Genomic DNA, 19,636 nt, shown 5'->3' with positions numbered 1-19,636 from the left:
GGGCAATTTCAGGAACGTGTTCTATCTTGACGCCCCGTCAGACCTGAATGCGCGCGGGAGGACAGGCAGTGGACTTCACCTTCACCGAGGAGCAGCAGGCGGCCGTCGAGGCGGCCCGGGCCGTGTTCGCGGACGTCGCGCCCGACGGGGTGCCCAGCCCCGCGCTCACCCCCGGGGCCGTCGCCGACGGGTTCGACCGCCCGCTGTGGGGCAGGCTCGCGGCCTGCGACCTGCTCGGCCTGGTCCTCGCCGAGGAGCACGGCGGCGCCGGCCTGGACACCATCGCCCTGTGCCTGGTGCTGCGCGAGGCCGCCAGGGTGCTCGCCCGGGTCCCGCTGCTGGAGCACTGCGCCACCGCCATGGCCGTCCAGGCCCACGGCAGCCGCGAACTGGCCGCCGCCCTGCTGCCGGGCGCCGGGCGGGGCAGCCTCGTCTTGACCGCCGCCGCCCATGGCCGCACCGGCCACGACCCGGCCGAACTCGCCGTCACCGCCCGCCGTGACGGCGCCGGATGGGCCCTGGACGGGATGCAGACCGCGGTCCCCTGGGCGCACGACGCCGACTGGATCGCCGTCCCGGCCCACACCGGCGAAGGCGACGCCGTCCTCGCCCTCCTGCCGCGCACGGCGCAGGGCCTGGTCCTCGCCGACCAGTACTCCACCAGCGGGGAGCGTCTCGCCGAACTCACCCTGTCCGGCGTACGGGTGCCGGACGCGCACCTGATCGAGGACCGCGGCGCGTGGGAACACCTGCGCCAGCTGCTGGCGACCGGGACCTGCGCCCTCGCGCTCGGCCTCGGCGAGAGCGTCCTCACCATGACCAGCCAGTACACCGGCAAACGGGAGCAGTTCGGCTTCCCGGTGGCCACCTTCCAGGCCGTCGCCGTCCAGGCCGCCGACCGGTACATCGACCTGCGGGCCATGGAGGTCACCCTCTGGCAGGCCGCCTGGCGCCTCGACGCGGCCACCGGCGGCGCCGGCGGCCCGCTGCCGAGCGCCGGCGACGTGGCGGTCGCCAAGATCTGGGCTTCGGAGGGGGTGCGCCGGGTCGTGCAGACCGCGCAGCACCTGCACGGCGGCTTCGGCGCCGACACCGACTACCCGCTGCACCGCTACCACGCGTGGGCCAAGCAACTGGAACTCCAGCTCGGGCCGGCCGCCGCCCACGAGGAGGCCCTGGGCGACCTGCTGGCCGCCCATCCCCTCGGCTGACCGGGACCTACAGCACGAAGGCCGGGTTCCCGGTGTCCGTCACCATCGGGCGCCCGGCACCGTCCCACGCCTGCATCCCGCCGTCGATGTTCACGGCGTCGATGCCCTGGCGCACCAGGTACTGGGTGACCTGCGCGGAACGCCCGCCCACCCGGCACATCACGTGCACCCGCCGGCCGTCTTCGACGGCCTCGGTCAGCTCACCGAAGCGCGCCACGAAGTCGCTCATCGGAATGTGCAGAGCCCCCTCGACATGCCCGGCAGCCCACTCGTCGTCCTCCCGGACGTCGAGGACAAAGCCTCCGGAGGGCACCGCGGCGGCGTCCACCGAGGGAAGCGGTCCGAAGTTCATAAGTGTCGCCTTCTCTCGTCACAGATCTCCCCGCAACCTATCCCGCCCCGGGGCGGAATCCACCCCCGCCGGCGTTTCAGGCGCGGACGGCCGGGGCGGAGCCCCGGGAAGCCCCCGCGGCCCGCCTCATCCGGCGTCGAGCCGAGCGGCGGCCAGCTCGGCCTCCCGCTCGGAGACCCGCGCCAGCAACTGCTCCGCGATCTCCTCCAGCAGCCGGTCCGGATCGTCCGGAGCCATCCGCAGCATCGACCCGATCGCGCTGTCCTCCAGCTCCCGCGCCACCAGGGCCAGCAACTCCTTGCGCTGCGCCAGCCACTCCAGCCGGGCGTACAGCTCCTCGCTCTCGCTCGGCGCGGCCGCCTCCGGCGCCGGGCCGGCCGCCCACTCCTCGGCCAGCTCGCGCAGCAGCTGCTCGTCGCCCCGCCCGTACGCCGCGTTCACCCGCGCGATGAAGGCGTCCCGCCGCTCCCGCTCCGTCTCGTCCTGGGCCAGGTCCGGATGGGCCCGGCGGACCAGCTCGCGGTACAGGCGGCGCGCCTCCTCCGTGGGCCGCACCCGCTCCGGCGGCCGCACGGGCCGCTCGGTGAGCATCGCGGCCGCGTCGTCGGACATGCCGTCCGAGTCCAGCCAGTCGTGGAACAGCTCCTCGACCCCGGGCATCGGCATGACCAGGGAGCGCGCGTCCTGCGCCCGCCGCAGGTCCTCGGGATCGCCGGTACGTGCCGCCTTCGCCTCGGCGATCAGCGCGTCCAGCTCGTCGAGCCGCGAGTACATCGGTCCGAGCTTCTGGTGGTGCAGGCGGGAGAAGTTCTCCACCTCGACGCGGAAGGTCTCCACCGCGATCTCGAACTCGATCAGCGCCTGCTCGGCGGCCCGGACGGCCCGCTCCAGACGGGCTTCGGGCCGCTCCTCACCGGAAGCGCCGGAAGTGGCGGACTCGGCGGAATCACCCGGAACCGTCTGCTCAGGCGTCTGGGACATCTCAGGCTGCTCGCTCTGCTCGCTCGTCTCGGGCTGCTCGGTGTGCTCACTCACCCGGCCAGCCTACGGCCCACCCGCCCGGGCGGTGTTTCACGTGAAACACCGCCCGGGCCCGGCCTGATCCGCAAGACACCCCTCAGCCCTCAGACCCCGGACTCCGCGGCGATCCTGCCGCCCCGCACCGCCGCCACCAAATCGGCGTGATCGGCTTCGGTCCGGTCGGCATAGGCCACGGCGAAGGCGGCCATCGCCTCGTCCAGCTCCTCGTTCTTGCCGCAGTACCCGGCCAGCAGCCGCGGATCGGCGCTGTGCGCGTGCGCCCGGGCCAGCAGGGCCCCGGTCATCCGGCCGTAGTCGTCGATCTGGTCGACGGACAGCGCCGCCGGGTCCACGCTGCCCTTGCGGTTGCGGAACTGCCGCACCTGGAAGGGCCGGCCCTCCACCGTCGTCCAGCCCAGCAGGATGTCCGAGACCACCTGCATCCGCTTCTGCCCGGCCACCACGCGCCGGCCCTCGTGCTCCTCGGGCGGCGAGGTGAAGCCCAGCGCGGGCAGGTGCGGCAGCAGCACCGAGGGCCGTGCCTCCTTCACCTGGAGCACCAGCGGCTCGCCCCGGTGGTCCAGCAGCAGCACCACGTACGAACGGGTCCCGACGCTCCCGGTGCCCACCACGCGGAACGCCACGTCGTGGATCGCGTACCGGGCCAGCAGCGGCAGCCGGTCGCCGGGGAGGGTCTCCAGGTACGGGCCCAGCGAGGCCGCGACGGCCGCCGCCTCCCCGTCCCCGACCCGGCGCAGCACCGGCAGTGCGTCGACGAAGCGCCGGCCGCCGTCCGGCCCGGCCTCGGTGGACTTGGCGGCGAACCGGGCGGAGGTGTTGTTGCGGGCCTTTTCCGAGACCCGCTCCAGCGTGCCCAGCAGATCGCGGGCATCGGCGTGCGAGACCAGCTCCTCGTCCGCGATGGCGTTCCACGCGTCGAGGGCGGGCAGCTTGGCCAGCAGCCGCATGGTCCGCCGGTAGGCGCCCACCGCGTCCAGCGCGGCCGCCCGGCAGGTGTCCTCGTCCGCGCCGGCCACCCGGCCGGCCAGGACCAGCGAGGTCGCGAGCCGCTTCACGTCCCACTCCCACGGGCCGAAGACGGTCTCGTCGAAGTCGTTCAGGTCGATGACGAGGCGGCCCCGCGCGTCCCCGTACAGCCCGAAGTTCGCCGCGTGCGCGTCCCCGCAGATCTGCGCGCCGACCCCGGTCACGGGGCCGCCGGACAGGTCGTGGGCCATCAGCCCGGCCGCCCCGCGCAGGAAGGCGAAGGGGTTCGCGGCCATCCGGCCCACCCGTATCGGCGCCAGCTCGGGTACCCGTCCGGCATTGGACTCCTCCACCGCCCGCACGGCGTCCGGGCGTCCGGCCGGTGCCTCGAAGGCGGCGTGTGCCGACCGCGGCACGCGGCCGCGCAGCGCCTTGCCCCGCTCCCTCGGAGAAGCCCCGGACGATCCCTGCGGGGAGCCCGCCCCGGAACCCGCCCCGGAACCCGCGACCGGTCCGGGCGCGAAGCCCGCCACCACCGGTATCCGCCGCCCCGCCACCATTACCGCCGTCATCCGCCCGCCCCTGCCGTACGTGATCGCCTCCGGAACGGGCTGACCGTATCTACAGCCCGGCGTCCCTGGCCAGCAGCGCCGCCTGGACCCGGTTCTCGCAGCCCAGCTTCGCGAGGATCCGGCTCACGTAGGTCTTCACGGTGGCCTCGCTCATGTGCAGCCGCCGGCCCGCGTCCGCGTTGGACAGGCCCTCCCCCAGCAGCGCCAGTACTCCGCGCTCGCGCTCGCTCAGCTCCGCCACCCGGCGCCGTGCCTCCTCGCCCCGCACGGCGGCCTTGCCCGAGGCCAGCTGGTCCACCACGTGCCGGGTCGCGGCCGGCGAGAGGTACGCGTCCCCCGCCGCGGCGGCCCGTACGGCGCCGATCAGCTCACCGGGCGCCGTGTCCTTCAGCAGGAAGCCGGCACCGCCCTCGCCCAGCGCCCGCAGGACGTTCTCCTTCTCGCCGAAGGTGGTCAGGATGAGCGCCCGCGCCTCCGGCACGGCCCGTCCCAGCTCCCCCAGCGCGGTCAGTCCGTCCATCACCGGCATCTGGATGTCCAGCAGCACCACGTCGGGGGCGTGCGCGCGGGCCAGGTCCACCGCCTCCCTGCCGTTCACCGCCTCCGCGACGACCTCGATGTCCTGCGCCGAGGTCAGGATCATCCTGATCCCGGCCCGGATCAGCGGCTCGTCATCAGCGATCACCACTCGGATCACCTTGGCTGTCACCCGTGCTCCTACTGCTTGACCTCGTACGCCTGTTTGTCCACGAGCTTGCCGTCCTTGAAGCAGAACCGGAAAACCGTGTCCGTGCTCAGGTCCGGCGAGTCCTCCGAGGACAGCAGCGCCAGACACGTCGTGCCCTCCGGCCGCGGGGGGCCCTTGCGGTCCACCCCGGCCGTGAGGATGCTGTCCCCGTCCGGCAGCCGGTCGCGCACCACGACTTCGGACTCGCCCACCGTCACCTCGTCGAACTGCGCCCGGTCGATCATCGCGTCGTTCACCGACCCCACCAACAGGGTCATCCCCGCACCGATCACGATCACCAGCAGGACCACCGCCGCGAACGCGATCCCGCATCCCAGCGCGACCCCGCCGGTGCGGCTGCGGACCCGGCCGGCCAGCTCCCGGTCCACCGCCGCCCAGTCCATCGCCGGCGCATCGGGGAGGCCCGGCGCCGGGTACGCCTGCTGCCCGAAGTCGTCGGCGACGTCCTCCACCACCCCGGCCGGCTCGGCCCCGTACGGGAGCACGCCCGCCACCCGGAACCCGCCGTCCTCCGTCGTGCCCGCGTGCACCATCCCGCCGACCAGCCGGGCCCGTTCGTGCAGCCCGGTCAGCCCCTGCCCGCCCGACACCACCTCGCCGGCGGCCAGGCCGGCCGCGGGGCCGTTGGCGATCTCCACCACCAGCGAGTCGTCCTCGTAGCGCAGCTCCACCGTGATCGGCGCGCCGGGAGCATGCTTGTAGGCGTTGGTCAGCGCCTCCTGGACGATCCTGTACGCCGCGTGGTCGCAGGCCGCGACCAGCGGCCTGGGCTGCCCGGCGGTGGTCATCCGGACATCGGTCCCCGAGCCCCGCGCCGCCTCCACGACCCCCGCGATCCCGGCCACCCCGCGCGCCGCCGGCTGCGCCTCCTCCGCCGGGGCCGGCGCCTCCACCCCGTCGCGCAGGATGCCGACGACCTCGCGCAGTTCGTGCATCGCGGCGACCGAGGCCTGCCGCAGCACGCCCACCGCCTCGCGCTGGCGGTCGGTGAGTTCCCGGTCCACCTCCAGCGCGCCGGTGTGCACGGCGATCAGCGCCAGCTGGTGCCCCAGGCTGTCGTGCATGTCCTGCGCGATCCGCTGCCGCTCGCGGAGCCGCGCCTGCCCGGCGACCATGGCCCGCTCGCGCAGCAGCTGCCCGTTGCGCTCCTGCAGCGCGCGCAGCAGCGTACGGCGCTGCGACCAGTAGCGGCTGGCCAGGCCCGGCATCACCGTCACCGCCAGGAACATCAGCGTGGAGAACACGATCACCAGCAGCGTCCGCTGGACCGACCACTGGTCGACCACGCTGAAGCCGACGGCCGCGACGAAGGCCAGCGTGAAGGCGGCCAGCGCCCGGCCCACCCCCACGATCCGGCGCCCCGCCGACCAGCCCAGCAGCCCCGTCACGAGGAACACCCCGGGCAGCACGGCCCCCGCGGCCGATCCGAGCACCAGCGTGAGCGCCGGCAGCCGGCGGCGCAGCAGGGTCAGCGCGACGACCACGACGGCCCCCGCCACCATGCGCTGCGCCGACCCCTTGTCGAGTTCCTCGACGCCCAGCCCGAGCACGGCCAGGATCCCGGCGAGCGCCAGGTCCCCGGCCAGCATCCGCCGGGTCCACGGCTCCGGCCCCTTGAGCCACTCCCAGCCCGCCCGCGTCCTCGCCATCGCATCCACGCGAAGACCCTAAACACCCCGGCCGGGCGGCGGCTGCCCTCTTTCGTCGCACCGCCCCCCGACGAAAGTCGCCGCCGCCCCCTCCTGCGGCATGAAGTTCTCATGGGCAGGGGCGCTGCAGCTCACGGCCGACTGGTGTCGGCGTAACTGTCCGGCGGGAGGGTGCGGGTGGGAGCCTGAGGGCGGTCACCGAAGGGAGTGGACATGGAGCGGCTGGAGATCGGGCTGTTGGGGCCTCTCGTCGTCACGGTCGGCGGCAGGTCCGTCGTACCCAGTGCCGCGAAGCAGCGCAGGCTGCTCGCGCTGCTGGCCGTGAACCTGGGGCGCGAGGTGAGCATGGGGACGATCGTCGAGGAGCTGTGGGGCGGGTGTCCGCCCAGCGGGCCGACCGCGGCCGTGCAGACGTACGTCAAGCACCTCCGGCACCGCATCGCCGCCGCAACGGGCGCCGACCCCAAGGAGATCGTCGCCACCGGGTACGGGGGCTACCGGCTCGGATCCGCCGCCGCCCGGGTCGACACCCGGGAGTTCGAGGCGACCGTGGCGGAAGGCCACCGGGCTCTGGCCGCCGGCGACGACGAGCGCGGCGCCGGCCTGCTGGGCTCGGCACTCGCCTCGTGGCGGGGCCCGGCGCTGGGCGACGTACAGCAGGGCGGGGTGCTGCGGGCCGAGGCGCTGCGGCTGGACGAGGTACGGCTGGCCGCGCTGGAGGCGCGGATCGGAGCGGAGCTGCGGCTCGGCGCGCACACCCGGCTCGTGAGCGAGCTGACCGCACTGACCTCGCTGTACCCGCTCCAGGAGAACCTGCACGCCCAGTTGATCCTCGCGCTGTACCGCAGCGGGCGGGCCTCACGCGCCCTGGAGGTCTTCCGGCGGCTGCGCTCCACCTACGTCAGGGAGCTGGGGATCGAGCCGTCGCGGCGGCTGCAGGAGCTGCACCAGTCCGTACTGGGCTGCGATCCGAGCCTGGAACCGCCCGTTGCGAGCCTCGTCGCGATGTAGGGACGACGTGAAAAGTTCATGGTCGGCATATGACGCCATGGCTGTCGTGGGGCCGGGGCCCGGCCCCATACTCGACGAATCCCGCCGCCGGGCAAGAGAGGTGCGATATGCGGCGCACGACTGGGGATGCCCCAACCGTCCATCTCTGGTCACTGTCCGAGGACGTGGTCGTCGACCAGGGCGCCGGCGACGACGCGCTGCTCCTCACCAGCCGCTGGGGTCAGGACCGGCTCGACCGGCCCAGCCCGGCGGTGCGCGAGGCGCTCCGCCGGATGGAGCTCGGGCCGGTGCTGCTCGGCAATGCCGTGAACGGGCCCGAGGACCTGCGCCTCTACATGCTCCCGGCGCTCACCAAGCTGTCCCACCTGGTGGTGCGCACGCTCGGCGTGGACGACCTCAAGGGACCGCTGCTGTCGGTGTTCCCGCTGTCCCCGGCGGCGCCGTTCGTCCTCCTCCGCCAGCCCGGCGAGCGCCGGGTGCGGCTGCCCGGGCACGTGGCCCTCACGGTGCCGGAGTCGGGCGTGGGGTGTGTGCTGGAGTCCGTGAACTCGCCGCACCGGGTGGTCCTGCACCGGCCGGAGGCGGCCTGGGTGGTGACGACGCTGGCCTGGCCGACCACGCCCGCGGCGGCCTCGGCGGCGCTGCCCCTGCCCCGGAACATGACCGAGGACATCATCGGGTACCTGTACGCGGCCGGCATGGTCACCCCTGTCGACGAGTCCCCGCAGGGGGACACGCCTTAGACCAGCCAGCCGGCGTCGCGCGCGATGCGGATGGCGTCGACCCGGTTGCGCGCGTTCAGCTTCGCCACCACGGTCGTGAGGTAGTTGCGTACGGTGCCGGTGGAAAGGTGCAGCTCACCGGCGATCTCGGTCGCCTCCGCCCCCTGGGCGGCCATCCGCAGCACCTCGGTCTCCCGGTCGGTGAGCGGGCTCTCCAGGCCGCTCCACGCGGCCAGGGCCAGCTTGGAGTCGATGACGCGCTGGCCGGCCACCACCCGGCGGATGGCACTGGCCAGTTCCTTCGGGGAGTCGTCCTTGAGGAGGTAGCCGGAGACCTGGGCCGCCAGCGCCCGGCGCAGGGTGCCGGGGCGGCCGAGGCTGGTGAGCATCAGCGTCCGGCACTCCGGCAGGTGCTCGTGGATCTGGACGGCGGCGCTCAGTCCGTCGAGGCCGGGAAGGTCGATGTCGATGACCGCGATGTCCGGTTTGACGTCGAGGGCGGCGGCGAGGATCTCGTCACCGCGTTCCAGTTCGCTGACGACCTCGAGGTCGTCCTCCAGGTTGAGCAGGGCGACGAGCGCCCCGCGCACCATGTTCATGTCCTCGGCCAACAGGATTCTGATCACCGTTGCGAGCCCCCCGTCCGCGCGGTCGATCTTGTGCTGACGAGCATAGCAACTTGGCCGGTTTCAGCTAGCTGCAGGATGTGAAAAGTCTGTTCAGGCAACGAGTGTTGCACCCTCGTCGTCCGCGGATCCGTCGCGCTCGCCCCGGTCGCGGTCGGCACCGCCCTGCGAGGGCACCCGGGCGGTCAGCCGGAACACGTCGCCGGGACCGCGGTCGACCTCCAGTTCGCCGCCCACGGCACGCAGGCGCAGTTCCAGGTTGCCCAGGCCGCTGCCGCTGTGCGGGGAGCTGTCCCGGTAGCCCTCGGTGACACCGTCGTTGGTGACCGAAAGCGTCATCAGCCCGTCCACCTCGACGGCGGTGATCTCGCACTGCGCCGCCCGGCTGTGGCGCAGCACGTTCGTGACGGCCTCGCGCAGCACGGTGGCCAGAACCGTGTCCACCGGCGAACTGACCCTGCCCATCCGGATGTCGGTCACCGCCTCGACCTCGGCCGCGCTGAGCACCGACCGGGCCGATCCGATCTCCTCCTCCAGCGACATGTCCCGGTATCCGCTCGCGACCCGCCGGACGTCCGCGAGCGACTGGCGGGAGATGGCCAGCACGTCCTCGACCTCCTGCTTGGCCTTGGCCGGGTGGGCCAGGATCAGGCGGTGGATGAGCTCGCCCTTGAGCTGTATCGCGGACAGGCTGTAGCCGAGCAGGTCGTGCAAGTCCCGTGCGAAGCGCAGGCGTTCGCGCGTGACGGCGGCCCGGGTCAGCTCCCCGCGGCTCTCGTGCAGGACCCGGACCAGCTCCGACAGCCGGGTCAGCCCGAAGGTGACCAGCCCGGTCAGCAGGGTGGTCTGCACGAGGTAGACGCTGTCGAGCACCGGCCGGCCCTCCAGGACCGGGGGCACCAGCATGCTGACCCCCGTGAGTCCGTACAGGGCCCACCCCAGGCGCGCGGGCAGGAGCAGCAGCAGGGACCCGGCGAGGAAGCCGGCCATCGCGCCCCACTGGGACTTCAGCGTGATGAGCGGCAGGTAGGTGAAGAGCGCCTGGGTGCCGAGGGTCAGCACCTTGCGGAAAACCGGCACGTGCCGGGCGCCGGGCCGGGAATGCAGGAGCTGGAGCGCGAAGACCGCGGCCAGGCAGCCCATCGCGGCTGCGAGACCGCGGCCTTCCACTCCGGCACTGAGGATGTTGAGGACCGTGATGCCCACATAACAGAGGATCGCGACGATCAGGATGACCTCGGCCATCCGCGGGGCGGGAAGATCCCGACTTCGGCGCAGAATGCCCTCGACCACCACCGCCTCCGGCAGTTCACCCGGCTGCTTGCGGCGGCGAGTCATGCCAATCCCCCTTCGTTACTTCTCTGTTCAAGCTCCAGCGCGAGCATAGGCGAGGGATGCCTACGGAGGGCAGGATTCTGACGGTCAAACGAACAAAGGGATGGGGTTGAGCTGCTCGTATGGTGTGGGAACGGTCAGCCGGCCGAGTGCGACCGGCACGTCGAAAAGGCGGCCGGGCGCGAATCGCGCCCAGAAGTGGCGCAGTCCGGGAACGATGACTTTCACAACCGGAAGTTCGAGATCCGGCCGACTCTGGTCCAGGACCAGCAAGTCCAGGCCCTTTTCCGCGACCAGATTTTTGATCATGTGCACATCATCAAGCAAATTGTCGTGCCGAACCGGATTCCAGTCGGCGGGCGTTCGGGGAGCCGCTTTCGGATCCGGCGCCAGATAGGGCTGATTGGTCACCGTGGCCATGTGCCACCAGGACATCGGCTCCGGATCCGTGACCCGGTATCCCGAACCGTCCGCCCGCACGTCGCCCACCGCGGGCAGCAGCTGTCCCATCTCCGACAGCGCCCGGCGCAGCGCCACCCTCGGGTCGAAGTGCGCACCGAAACCGAAGATCACGTCCTGGTCGGGCTTGTCCGTCCGCCGGCTCAGCGCCGCCATCACCGGTATCCCCAGGTCCGAGGTGAGGTCCAGGACCCACACCTCCCGGTGCACCCGCCGGTACCCGGCGCGCACCCGCTCGGTCCACTCGTCCGCGAAGGCGTCCAGGTCCACCCCCGGCTGACGGGTGCGGTTGTACCACCACAGGGCCACGGCGTCCCGCTCGACCAGCTCCAGGAAGCCCTGCACCACGGCGTCCTCCGGGCTGCTGCCCGCCGCGTTGCCGTTGGAGTCGGCCCACAGGCCGTCCCAGGAGGCGCCCGCGGCCCTTGCGTCGCCCCGGGCGTAGTACAGCATCGAGGTCGGCAGCAGCCGCTGGACGCCCTCCGTGAGCGACCACACCGGCGTCCACTCGGTGGGCCGGTCCTCGTCGAACGGCGCGGAGACGTAGTGGAACCGGGAGTGCTGCGCGTTCCAGTACTCGCGCTCCGCGTACTGGCGGCCGCCGTACAGCTGGCAGCCGTTCGGGTGCACGGCCACCGCGCCCAGGCCCCGCAGCGAGTCCCGTACGACCGGTTCGTCGCCGTGCCGGGTGCCGCTGTAGCGCTCGACCGCCTCGCACAGCGCGCTGGTGCGCGCCTCCTCGTCGGTGCGCCCCTTGCCGCCGTTGAGGGCGCGCAGGCCGGAGCTCAGCCCGGCGAAGGAGGCCGATTCCATGGCCAGGTTGTGCCCGGACACGTAGGAGGACACGAAGTCCGGAGCCCCCGGCGCCCGCCGCACCTCCTTGACCACCCCGGTCACCGGGTCCACCAGGTGCCCGTACCGCCGCAGCATCTGCGCCGCCGTCAGGGCGCGGTCGTCGCCCCCAACCGACGCGGCCTTGGGGCGCGTCACGGGGACGAACGGCGCCGTGACCCGGCGGGCCACCAGTCCGGGGTCCCCGCAGCCCGCGCACTGCGGCCGCCGGCTCACCGGGTGGCTGGCGGTGCGCATCCGCAGGGTGTCCAGGGTCTGCACGTGCCCCTGCTCCGCACGGCGCAGCCCGGCCAGCCACTTCGCGGTCTCCAGGACGGCGAAGTGCACCGCCAGGGCCGTCCCGGAGGCCAGCCCGGCGGGCGGCCGCGGCACCGGGCCGTCCAGACCGAGCGCACGCCGCACCGGCAGCTCGGAGTGGCGGTGACCGCGCAGCCGTACGGCGAGGCAGTGCCAGCAGGGGCCGGTGCCGGGCACGAAGAAGGGGCCCACCCAGGGATCGGTCCCGCACACCTTGACCGGCACCCACGACCGCCCGGCGGCCCGGTGGAACGCGTCCGCGGCGGCCAGCTGCGGGGAGAGGTAGTCGTCGCACAGCACCAGGACCAGCCCCGCGGCCGCGACGTCATCGGTGACCGGGATGCCGGACACCCGGCAGGCCTCGGCCACCGGCGCCGGGTCCAGGCCCGCGAGCGCCTCGATCGCGACGGGGGTCCGCAACAGCTCCGCGGCGGCCCGGCCCCCGTCCAGCCCGGCCAGGTCCCAGTAGGCCTCCGCCTCGGCACTGCGCGGCGCCGGCACCCGGCCCGGCGCGGCCGGGGCGGTGAAGCGGATCAGCCCGGCGTCCGCCAGGGCCTCCAGGGCCGCCTCGACGTCCTCGGGGCCCAGGGTCCGTGCGGCCTCCCGCAGGACCGCCGCCACGGTACGGGTCCCGTCGAGCAGCGGCACGAGGATCTCCGCCTCGCTGCCGTACAGGGCGGTCACCCCGCGCCGGGACACCAGGTAGGCGGCGTCGTCCGGTACGACCGTCGGCCTCAGGTGGGACTTGAAGCCCACCAGCGCGTCCGCGTCCGCCGGCGCGGCCGCCGGACGCCCGCTCTCGGCAGGGGTCATGCCCCCAGCCGTCCGGCGGTCGGGGCCACCGGGCCCGCCAGCTGCGTCACGCTGCAGATCGTGAACAGGACGATCGGCATGTCGGGCACGGCGTCGAGGTTCTCGATCACCAGACCCCGCCTCAGGGATCGGGCGGGAACGGCTGCGGATTCGGTGGAACCGGTGCGGGGGCCTGCCGAAATCATGCTCATGGGGGTGAGTTCCCTCTGCGTCGTCGGGAGCGTGTTCTTCCGTTCGCTGACGATTCTGCGAGGAACGGCTGAGCCCTGACAGTGCCGGGCTCACCACCGCGAGATGAAGATTTCACATGGGCTCGGGACACCCGCCGCGGCGCCCCCGAGCGGGGGGCGGACCCGGACGTCCGGCGCGGTTCGCGGGGCCCCGGGGGCCTTTAAGCGTGCGCTTGATGACGATGTTGCCCGCTCCGGCGCTCCTTACGCTCGAATTCCCCTACAGACGCTCTCCGTCTCCTTCACCCCTCGTATTCGCGGCGGCCCCGCCTCCGCGGGGAAGCAGGTCCACGTGAACGACACCGACGAGGCCCCGCCGTACGGCCGCATCCTGCGGCTCGAAGAGCTCCTGGAGGCGGCGTGTGTCCGCGAGGACGACGTGGAGCGGGTGCTGTTCCTCGCCACCCACCAGTCCTGCGAGATCTTCTTCGCCGTGGTGCTGCGCCACCTCGAGGACGTACGGGACGCCCTCGACGCGGGCGACGGATTCCTCGCGGCCCGCCGCGCCGCCCCCCTGCCCGTCATCTTCCGTACGCTCGTGGGCCAGTTCGACGGGCTGGCCACGCTCACCCCGACCGCCTTCGAGGTCATCCGCACCGCGCTGGGCGAGGCCAGCGGCTTCCAGTCGGCGCAGTTCCGCGAGATCGAGTACCTCTGCGGACTGCGCGACACGCGCTTCCTCAACACCGCCGGCTTCAGCCCCGCCGAGCGGCAGCGGCTGCGCGACCGGCTGGCGCAGCGGTCGGTACAGGAGGCGTACGAGGCCTACGTGTCCGGCGGCCCGGACCCGGAGGCCGCCGACGCGGCACGGCGGACGCTGCTCGAGTTCGACGAGGCGATGGCGATGTGGCGGGCCCGGCACGCTGTGCTCGCCGAGCGGTTCCTGGGCGGCAGCACCGGCACGGCCGGCTCCGACGGGGCCTCGTACCTGTGGATGGCGGCCCGGCGGCGCGTCCTGCCCCAGGCGTGGGCGGAACTGGCGTGAGCACGACCGGAGCCGACCTCGACCTCGACTACTCCCCCAGCTCCCTCGTCCCCGGCTTCGCGGCCCACCTGGCCCGGTACGCGGACGACAGCGCACGCGCCCGCACGGCCATGACGGTCCACCGCGACCTGCCATGCGGGCCGCTGCCGCAGCAGCGGCTCGACCTCTTCCCGGCCGCCGCTCCGGGCGCGCCGCTGATGATCTTCGTGCACGGCGGCTACTGGCAGGAACTCAGCAAGGACGAAGCGGCCTTCGCCGCGGCGGACTTCGTGGCGGCCGGAGTGTCCTTCGCGGCGCTCGGCTACGGCCTGGCCCCGCAGCACCGGATGCCCGCGATCACCGCGATGGCCGCCGACTCCGTACGCCGGATCTGCGCGGCCCGGTCCGAACTGCCGGGCGCCCCCTCGGCCGTCCACCTCAGCGGGCACTCCGCCGGGGCGCACCTGGTGGTCTCGGCGCTCCTCGACACCGCGGGCTGGCGGGCGGCCGGACTGGACCCGGCCGCCGAGATCGCCTCGGCGACGCTGGTCAGCGGCGTCTACGACCTGGAGCCGCTGACGCACACGTACGTCAACGACGCGCTCGGCATGGACGCGCGCGAGGCCCGCGAGGTCAGCCCGCTGCACCGGCTGCCCGCCGGCGCCCCGGCACTGCCCCCGCTGGTCGTCGCCAGGGGCGTCCGCGAGACCGCGGCGTTCGGCCGGCAGCAGGAGGCGTTCGTCCGGGCCGCGCGGGCCGGCGGCGCGGACGTGGACGAGCTGGTGGTGCCCGACCGGCACCACTTCGACCTGCCCTTCGACCTCGGGCAGCCGGCCACCGCGCTCGGCGCCGCGGTCGCCCGCCGGATCCGGGGGTGATCCGGGCCCTGCTGCCCGGGCCGGCCGTCGGAGCGGACCGCTTCGGGGACGCCCCCGAGGGGATGCTGCTCCCGGCCGAGGAAGCGGTGGTGGCCGGGGTCGCGCCCGGCCGGCGGCGCGAGTTCGCGACCGTACGGCACTGTGCCCGCCGGGCGCTGGGCGAACTCGCCGCCCGTGCCCCGGGAACGGCACCGCCGCCCGGGGTGGCGCTGCTGCCGGACCGGGACGGCGTACCCCGCTGGCCCGGCGGGGTGGTGGGGAGCATGACCCACACCCGCGGGTACCGCGCGGCCGCGGTGGCCCGCGCGGCCGACCTGGCCGGACTCGGCATCGACGCGGAGCCGGACCGCCCGCTGCGCCCCGGGGTACTGGAGACCATCGCCTCCCCCGCCGAGCGGGCCGCACTGCCCGGCCCCGGTGGCGGCGGCGCGGTGTGCTGGGACCGGCTGCTGTTCTGCGCCAAGGAGGCGGCCTACAAGGCGTGGTTCCCGCGCGCACGGGTCCGGCTCGGCTTCCGCGACGTGGAGGTGACCTTCGACGGCCCGGCCCCGGACGGCCGGTTCGGCGCACTGCTGCGGCACGGGCCGGGGACGCTGCTGCGCGGCCGGTGGGGCGCCGGGAACGGCCTGCTGGTCGCGGTCGTGACGGTGCCCGCCGACGGTGCGCGCGGTACGGACCCCGGACATTAGCCAGGCGCTTAAGAGCCTGTCCCGGCCCGCGCGCTCCCTCCTAGCCTGCGAAGGCCCCGGCCCGGGGCCCGCGGAGCCCGCGGACCGTACGGCGCACGGCCGCCCGGGCGAACACAGGAGGAGCGATGGTCTCAGCACCCCACCCCAGTCCGATCGCCGGCGAGGTCCGGCCCGTCGCGGCCGGGTCGTTCGTGCACCTGGTGCGCGCCCACGCACGGACCCGCCCGGAGGCCGTGGCCGTCCGCTCGGGCCGGGAACGGGTCACCTACCGGCAGCTGTGGCAGCGGGCACTGGCCGTCGCCGCCGCCCTCGCCGAGGCCGGGACCGGCCCCGGCGACCGGGTCGCGGTGTGGGCCGACCGCACGGCGGGGACGGTGGCCGGCGCACTGGGCGTGATGGCCCTCGGGGCCGCGTACGTCCCCATCGACCCGACGCATCCCGGCGAGCGGACCGCCGCCGTACTGGCCGGTGCGGCGCCCTCCGCGCTGCTCCACGACGGCGCCGCCGGCGGGACGCTGCCCGCCCTGACCGTGCCGGTCATCGACGTACGGGAGCTGCCGGCGCCCGCCGGGCTGCCCGAGCCGGCGCTGCCGCGGTCCGAGGACATCGCGTACGTCGTGTTCACCTCCGGCTCCACCGGCACGCCCAAGGGCGTCATGGTCCCGCACGGCTCGCTCACGAACTACGTCGCCTGGTGCGCGGACCTGGTCGGCGGCGCGGGCGGCGGCAGCCCGCTCTTCGGGAGCCTGGGCTTCGACCTCGCGATGACCTCCCTGTGGGTGCCGCTCGCCCAGGGCCGTACGGTCACCACGGTCGCCGGGATCTGGGACCAGGAGACGCTGTTCGGGGAGCGCGAGGAGCCCCACACCTTCGTGAAGATGACCCCCTCGCACGCCCGCTTCTTCGAAGTGCTGGCCGAGCCGCCGCGCTACGACAGGGTGACGGGCCTGCTGATGTTCGGCGGGGAGGGCCTGGATCCCGCGCTGATCGCCTCGCTCGGCTCCCGGCTGGACGGGGTCCGGCTGGTCAACCACTACGGTCCGACGGAGACCACGATCGGCTGCTGCGCGTACCGCTTCGACCGGCACAGCGTGCCGTCGACGCCCACCGTGCCGATCGGCCGGCCCGCCTGGAACACCCGGGCGTACGTCGTCGACGAGCAGCTGCGCCCGGTGGCGCCGGGCACGCCCGGCGAACTGGTGATCGCGGGGCGGGCGGTGGCCGCCGGGTACCTGGGCGGCGCGGGCGGCGGGAAGTTCCTCGACGAGGCCGCGCTGGGCGGGCCGGCCGGCGGGCGCGCCTACCGGACCGGGGACACCGTGGAGCTGCTGCCCGAGGGGGCGCTGCTCTACCTGGGCCGCGGCGACGACCAGTTGAAGGTCAACGGGTACCGCGTGGAACTCGGCGAGCTGCGCCACCACGTGCTGTCGGTGCCGGGGGTCGCGGACGCGGCCTTCGACATCGTGCGCGGGCCGGTGGACACCCTGGAGCTGTTCGTCCGGCTCGGCGGGCGCGGTCCGCGGCCCGACGCGGAGGAGTTCTCGGCGCTGGTCCGCAAGACGCTCGCCGCCGCCCTGCCCTCGGCACTGGTGCCGGGCGCCGTGCACCTGGTCGACGAGATCGTGGTGAACGCCAACGGCAAGACCGACCTCGCCGCGACCCGGGCCCGGGCGGCGGGCCGGTAGGGCGGACCCGGCGGGCGGTAACCCCTCACGTCCGGGGGGTTACGAGGTCACGCCCGCACGTCAGACACAGCTCAGCGGCCCGTCAGCGCGGTCCGGGAGTCTCACAGGGCGGGCCGCGGCCCCCGCCCTCGAGCGGCGCGGGGCCCCGGGGGTGTCCCGTCGGCCGGCCCGCACGTACGGGCCGGCCGGCGGGGCACCCCCGAGCCCGTCCCTGACGACCGGATGACGGAGTGAGCGACGTGTCGAACCCCTTTGACAACCAGGACGGAAACTTCCTCGTGCTGGTGAACGACGAAGGCCAGCACTCCCTCTGGCCCGATTTCGCCCAGCGTCCCGACGGCTGGACCGTGGCGCTGCCCGCGGGGCCGCGGGAAGCGGCCCTCGCCTACGTGGAGGAGCACTGGACGGACATGCGTCCGGCCGGGCTCCGCGCGGCCGCCGGCGCCGAGTCCGCCTGATCGGGGACCGGTCCGGGGCGGAGGAGGAACTGTGGACGTAGACATGGCGATTCGCGCGGAGGGACTGCGCAAGAGCTACGACAGCCACGAGGCGCTGGGCGGCGTGGACCTGGAGGTCCCGGCCGGCACCGTACTGGGCCTGCTCGGCCCCAACGGGGCGGGGAAGACGACCACCGTACGGATGCTCGCGACGCTGCTCGAACCGGACGGCGGCCACGCGACCGTCGCCGGGTACGACATCGTGCGCGAGCCGCGCGAGGTGCGCCGCAGGATCGGCCTGGCCGGCCAGTACGCGGCCGTGGACGAGATGCTCACCGGCCGCGAGAACCTCGAACTCATCGGCACGCTCGTCCACCTGGGCGGCCGCGCGACGCGGGCACGGGCGCAGGAGCTGCTGGAGCGGTTCGACCTGACCGCGGCCGGCGACCGCCAGGCCCGCACCTACTCGGGCGGCATGCGGCGCCGGCTGGACCTGGCGGCCTGCCTGGTCGCGACCCCGTCGGTGCTGTTCCTGGACGAGCCGACCACCGGGCTGGACCCGGTGAGCCGGATGGCCCTGTGGACGGTGGTGCGGGACCTCGTCGAGGACGGGGTGACCGTGCTGCTGACCACCCAGTACCTGGAGGAGGCCGACTTCCTCGCCGACCGCATCGCCGTCATCGACTCCGGCCGCGTCATCGCGGAGGGCACCCCGGACGAGCTGAAGCGCAAGGTCGGCGAGGAGCGGCTGGAGGTGACCGTGGCCGTACCCGGCCGGCTGCCGGACGCGGTCGGCGCACTGCGGCGGATCACCGCGGCGGAACCCACCGTGGACACCGCCCGCGGGGTGGTCTCCATCCCGGTCGGCGACGGTCTCGGGACGATCGCCTCGGTCGCCGGGGCGCTGCGGCAGGAGGGCGTGGAGGTCACCGACTTCGCCCTGCGCAGGCCCACGCTCGACGACGTCTTCGTGACGCTCACCGGCACTCCGGCCTGATCCGGCCGGGCGCGCGCTCCGCACACCGGGGGCGGCTTCGGCCGCGACCCCGGCGCAGGCGCGGCGCCCGGCCCCCTTTCGACGACGGAACCCAGCACGACCACGGGGGCTTCACTGTGCAAAGGATCCATTTCACCGCGGCCGACGTCGCCCGGACCCGCCTGAAGATCACCGCGGGACCGCTGGTCGAGTCGGCCTTCGCGTACGGGCTGCTCGGGCGGGGCGTCGGCGCCCCGTTCGCGCGCTGGCGCAGTCAGGTCGGGGAACGGCTGCGGCCGGGCCCCGGCGGCCCGGGCACCGACGGCGAGGCCGGCCTGGGCGCCATGCTCCGCGTCATCGAGCAGGGCGCCGCCGGCGGGGACCTCACCCGGGTCTGGACGACCGCGGTGGCTCCGTACTGGGAGCACCTCCTCGCGTTCCTCGAGGTCGAGTGCGAGGCCCGGGGCCGGGTCCTGATGGGCGGCGGAGCCGAGCTGCTGCTGACCACGCTGCACTCCCGGATCACCTGGCGGGCACCGGTGCTGGAGATCCACGACGGGCCCGACCAGGACATCCGCCTGGAGGGGCGCGGCCTGGTGCTCGCGCCCTCGGTGTTCCTGGCGCACCGGGCCGGCCGGGTCACCCGGCACCTGGACCGGTCCGCTCCGGTGGTGCTGGCCTTCGCCGCGCCGCCGGACAGCCACCAGGCGGCCGCCCTGTGGGACAAGCCCGACGGCAGCGGCCAGTCGCTGGGCGCCCTGGTCGGGCAGACCCGGGCCGCCGCACTGCACGTGCTGCGGGCCAGCTGCACCACCACCCAGCTCGCCGACCGGCTCGGCATCTCCGCCGCCGGCGCCAGCCAGCACACCGCCGTACTGCGCCGGACCGGCCTGATCACCACCCGGCGGGTCCGCAACACGGTGCTGCACACCCTGACCCCGCTCGGCGCGGCCCTGCTCAAGGGCATGACCGCGCAGCCCGCCGGCGCCGCCCGGCACCGGGCGCCCGTCCCGGCCGGCGCCGCCCTCCAGCACGCGTCCTGACGTACCGCCGCGGCCCCGGCCGCACCCGAACGGCCGCCCCCGGCACGGATCTCCGTGCCGGGGGCGGCCGCTGCGCCGGT

Annotated in this window: 19 protein-coding genes; 10 read left to right on the top strand and 9 right to left on the bottom strand. The window is 74.2% G+C overall.

What is annotated here, in order from left to right:
• Window positions 1–68: 68 nt before the first annotated feature.
• Entirely contained in the window at window positions 69–1,211 is a 1,143-nt protein-coding gene (locus ACIP5M_RS03015) for an acyl-CoA dehydrogenase family protein (RefSeq protein ID WP_401191146.1), read from the top strand.
• A 7-nt stretch (window positions 1,212–1,218) separates the two neighbouring features.
• On the opposite strand, the gene ACIP5M_RS03010 is transcribed toward ACIP5M_RS03015, so the two are convergent.
• The 5 genes from ACIP5M_RS03010 to ACIP5M_RS02990 all read right to left on the bottom strand — a co-directional run bounded on the left by ACIP5M_RS03010 (window position 1,219) and on the right by ACIP5M_RS02990 (window position 6,539).
• The gene (locus tag ACIP5M_RS03010) at window positions 1,219–1,563 is read right to left on the bottom strand and encodes a rhodanese-like domain-containing protein (RefSeq protein WP_401191144.1); all 345 of its coding nucleotides are present in this window, start codon (window positions 1,561–1,563) and stop codon (window positions 1,219–1,221) included.
• 126 nt (window positions 1,564–1,689) lie between these two features.
• Window positions 1,690–2,544: a hypothetical protein gene (locus tag ACIP5M_RS03005; RefSeq protein ID WP_401191861.1), complete on the bottom strand. Its 855-nt coding sequence runs from the start codon at window positions 2,542–2,544 to the stop codon at window positions 1,690–1,692.
• A gap of 143 nt (window positions 2,545–2,687) precedes the next feature.
• Window positions 2,688–4,142, bottom strand: coding sequence for a DUF2252 domain-containing protein (locus tag ACIP5M_RS03000; protein ID WP_401191142.1), 1,455 nt, complete (start codon window positions 4,140–4,142; stop codon window positions 2,688–2,690).
• Between the two features lie 49 nt (window positions 4,143–4,191).
• Window positions 4,192–4,851, bottom strand: coding sequence for a response regulator (locus ACIP5M_RS02995; RefSeq protein ID WP_401191140.1), 660 nt, complete (start codon window positions 4,849–4,851; stop codon window positions 4,192–4,194).
• Between the two features lie 8 nt (window positions 4,852–4,859).
• Complete coding sequence (locus tag ACIP5M_RS02990; RefSeq protein ID WP_401191858.1) at window positions 4,860–6,539, bottom strand: sensor histidine kinase; 1,680 nt, start codon at window positions 6,537–6,539, stop codon at window positions 4,860–4,862.
• A 213-nt stretch (window positions 6,540–6,752) separates the two neighbouring features.
• Between ACIP5M_RS02990 and ACIP5M_RS02985 the strand changes: the two genes are divergently transcribed.
• Window positions 6,753–7,550, top strand: a complete 798-nt coding sequence (locus ACIP5M_RS02985) for a BTAD domain-containing putative transcriptional regulator (protein WP_401191138.1) — start codon at window positions 6,753–6,755, stop codon at window positions 7,548–7,550.
• A 107-nt stretch (window positions 7,551–7,657) separates the two neighbouring features.
• Window positions 7,658–8,293 carry an NADH oxidase gene (locus ACIP5M_RS02980; RefSeq protein WP_401191136.1) on the top strand — a complete coding sequence of 212 codons (636 nt, stop codon included), beginning with the start codon at window positions 7,658–7,660 and terminating at the stop codon, window positions 8,291–8,293.
• On the opposite strand, the gene ACIP5M_RS02975 is transcribed toward ACIP5M_RS02980, so the two are convergent.
• The 4 genes from ACIP5M_RS02975 to ACIP5M_RS02960 all read right to left on the bottom strand — a co-directional run bounded on the left by ACIP5M_RS02975 (window position 8,290) and on the right by ACIP5M_RS02960 (window position 12,845).
• On the bottom strand, window positions 8,290–8,898 hold the full coding sequence (locus tag ACIP5M_RS02975; protein ID WP_401191134.1) for a DNA-binding response regulator: 609 nt from the start codon (window positions 8,896–8,898) through the stop codon (window positions 8,290–8,292). The two genes, ACIP5M_RS02980 and ACIP5M_RS02975, sit on opposite strands and share 4 nt — an antisense overlap.
• Before the next feature lie 93 nt (window positions 8,899–8,991).
• A complete protein-coding gene (locus ACIP5M_RS02970) occupies window positions 8,992–10,236 on the bottom strand; it encodes a sensor histidine kinase (RefSeq protein ID WP_401191132.1) in 1,245 nt (414 codons plus the stop codon).
• Window positions 10,237–10,320: 84 nt separating this feature from the next.
• The gene (locus ACIP5M_RS02965; protein WP_401191130.1) at window positions 10,321–12,654 is read right to left on the bottom strand and encodes a TOMM precursor leader peptide-binding protein; all 2,334 of its coding nucleotides are present in this window, start codon (window positions 12,652–12,654) and stop codon (window positions 10,321–10,323) included.
• A complete protein-coding gene (locus ACIP5M_RS02960) occupies window positions 12,651–12,845 on the bottom strand; it encodes a hypothetical protein (RefSeq protein ID WP_401191129.1) in 195 nt (64 codons plus the stop codon). Before ACIP5M_RS02960 ends, ACIP5M_RS02965 begins: the two co-directional genes overlap by 4 nt.
• 331 nt (window positions 12,846–13,176) lie before the next feature.
• On the opposite strand from ACIP5M_RS02960, the gene ACIP5M_RS02955 reads away from it, so the two are divergent.
• The 7 genes from ACIP5M_RS02955 to ACIP5M_RS02925 all read left to right on the top strand — a co-directional run bounded on the left by ACIP5M_RS02955 (window position 13,177) and on the right by ACIP5M_RS02925 (window position 19,556).
• Window positions 13,177–13,869 carry a tryptophan 2,3-dioxygenase family protein gene (locus tag ACIP5M_RS02955; protein WP_401191127.1) on the top strand — a complete coding sequence of 231 codons (693 nt, stop codon included), beginning with the start codon at window positions 13,177–13,179 and terminating at the stop codon, window positions 13,867–13,869.
• Window positions 13,866–14,726 (top strand): alpha/beta hydrolase, encoded by an 861-nt coding sequence (locus ACIP5M_RS02950; RefSeq protein WP_401191125.1) that lies wholly within the window; start codon window positions 13,866–13,868, stop codon window positions 14,724–14,726. Before ACIP5M_RS02955 ends, ACIP5M_RS02950 begins: the two co-directional genes overlap by 4 nt.
• Window positions 14,723–15,415 carry a 4'-phosphopantetheinyl transferase gene (locus ACIP5M_RS02945; RefSeq protein ID WP_401191124.1) on the top strand — a complete coding sequence of 231 codons (693 nt, stop codon included), beginning with the start codon at window positions 14,723–14,725 and terminating at the stop codon, window positions 15,413–15,415. The genes ACIP5M_RS02950 and ACIP5M_RS02945 overlap by 4 nt, the downstream gene beginning before the upstream one ends.
• Before the next feature lie 125 nt (window positions 15,416–15,540).
• Window positions 15,541–17,100, top strand: a complete 1,560-nt coding sequence (locus tag ACIP5M_RS02940) for an amino acid adenylation domain-containing protein (RefSeq protein ID WP_401191122.1) — start codon at window positions 15,541–15,543, stop codon at window positions 17,098–17,100.
• Between the two features lie 239 nt (window positions 17,101–17,339).
• A complete protein-coding gene (locus ACIP5M_RS02935) occupies window positions 17,340–17,558 on the top strand; it encodes an MbtH family protein (protein ID WP_401191120.1) in 219 nt (72 codons plus the stop codon).
• 43 nt (window positions 17,559–17,601) lie between these two features.
• Window positions 17,602–18,534 (top strand): ATP-binding cassette domain-containing protein, encoded by a 933-nt coding sequence (locus tag ACIP5M_RS02930; protein WP_401191119.1) that lies wholly within the window; start codon window positions 17,602–17,604, stop codon window positions 18,532–18,534.
• 116 nt (window positions 18,535–18,650) lie between these two features.
• Window positions 18,651–19,556: an ArsR/SmtB family transcription factor gene (locus ACIP5M_RS02925; RefSeq protein WP_401191117.1), complete on the top strand. Its 906-nt coding sequence runs from the start codon at window positions 18,651–18,653 to the stop codon at window positions 19,554–19,556.
• The last annotated feature ends 80 nt before the right edge of the window (window positions 19,557–19,636 follow it).

Origin of the sequence: Streptomyces sp. NPDC088762 (assembly GCF_044750905.1) — a bacterium.
In the GTDB taxonomy this organism is placed as follows: Bacteria; Actinomycetota; Actinomycetes; order Streptomycetales; family Streptomycetaceae; genus Streptomyces.
This window is presented reverse-complemented; position numbering and strand designations above follow the sequence as displayed.

What these genes read in the sequence shown, in the direction of transcription:
- ACIP5M_RS02930 (WP_401191119.1), top strand. Translation starts at nt 17,602, where the DNA reads ATGGCGATTCGCGCGGAGGGACTGCGCAAGAGCTACGACAGCCACGAG.
- ACIP5M_RS03000 (WP_401191142.1), bottom strand. Translation starts at nt 4,142, where the DNA reads ATGACGGCGGTAATGGTGGCGGGGCGGCGGATACCGGTGGTGGCGGGC.
- ACIP5M_RS02985 (WP_401191138.1), top strand. Translation starts at nt 6,753, where the DNA reads ATGGAGCGGCTGGAGATCGGGCTGTTGGGGCCTCTCGTCGTCACGGTC.
- ACIP5M_RS02965 (WP_401191130.1), bottom strand. Translation starts at nt 12,654, where the DNA reads ATGACCCCTGCCGAGAGCGGGCGTCCGGCGGCCGCGCCGGCGGACGCG.
- ACIP5M_RS02940 (WP_401191122.1), top strand. Translation starts at nt 15,541, where the DNA reads ATGGTCTCAGCACCCCACCCCAGTCCGATCGCCGGCGAGGTCCGGCCC.
- ACIP5M_RS02980 (WP_401191136.1), top strand. Translation starts at nt 7,658, where the DNA reads ATGCGGCGCACGACTGGGGATGCCCCAACCGTCCATCTCTGGTCACTG.
- ACIP5M_RS02960 (WP_401191129.1), bottom strand. Translation starts at nt 12,845, where the DNA reads ATGAGCATGATTTCGGCAGGCCCCCGCACCGGTTCCACCGAATCCGCA.
- ACIP5M_RS03010 (WP_401191144.1), bottom strand. Translation starts at nt 1,563, where the DNA reads ATGAACTTCGGACCGCTTCCCTCGGTGGACGCCGCCGCGGTGCCCTCC.
- ACIP5M_RS02970 (WP_401191132.1), bottom strand. Translation starts at nt 10,236, where the DNA reads ATGACTCGCCGCCGCAAGCAGCCGGGTGAACTGCCGGAGGCGGTGGTG.
- ACIP5M_RS03005 (WP_401191861.1), bottom strand. Translation starts at nt 2,544, where the DNA reads ATGTCCCAGACGCCTGAGCAGACGGTTCCGGGTGATTCCGCCGAGTCC.
- ACIP5M_RS02990 (WP_401191858.1), bottom strand. Translation starts at nt 6,539, where the DNA reads ATGGCGAGGACGCGGGCGGGCTGGGAGTGGCTCAAGGGGCCGGAGCCG.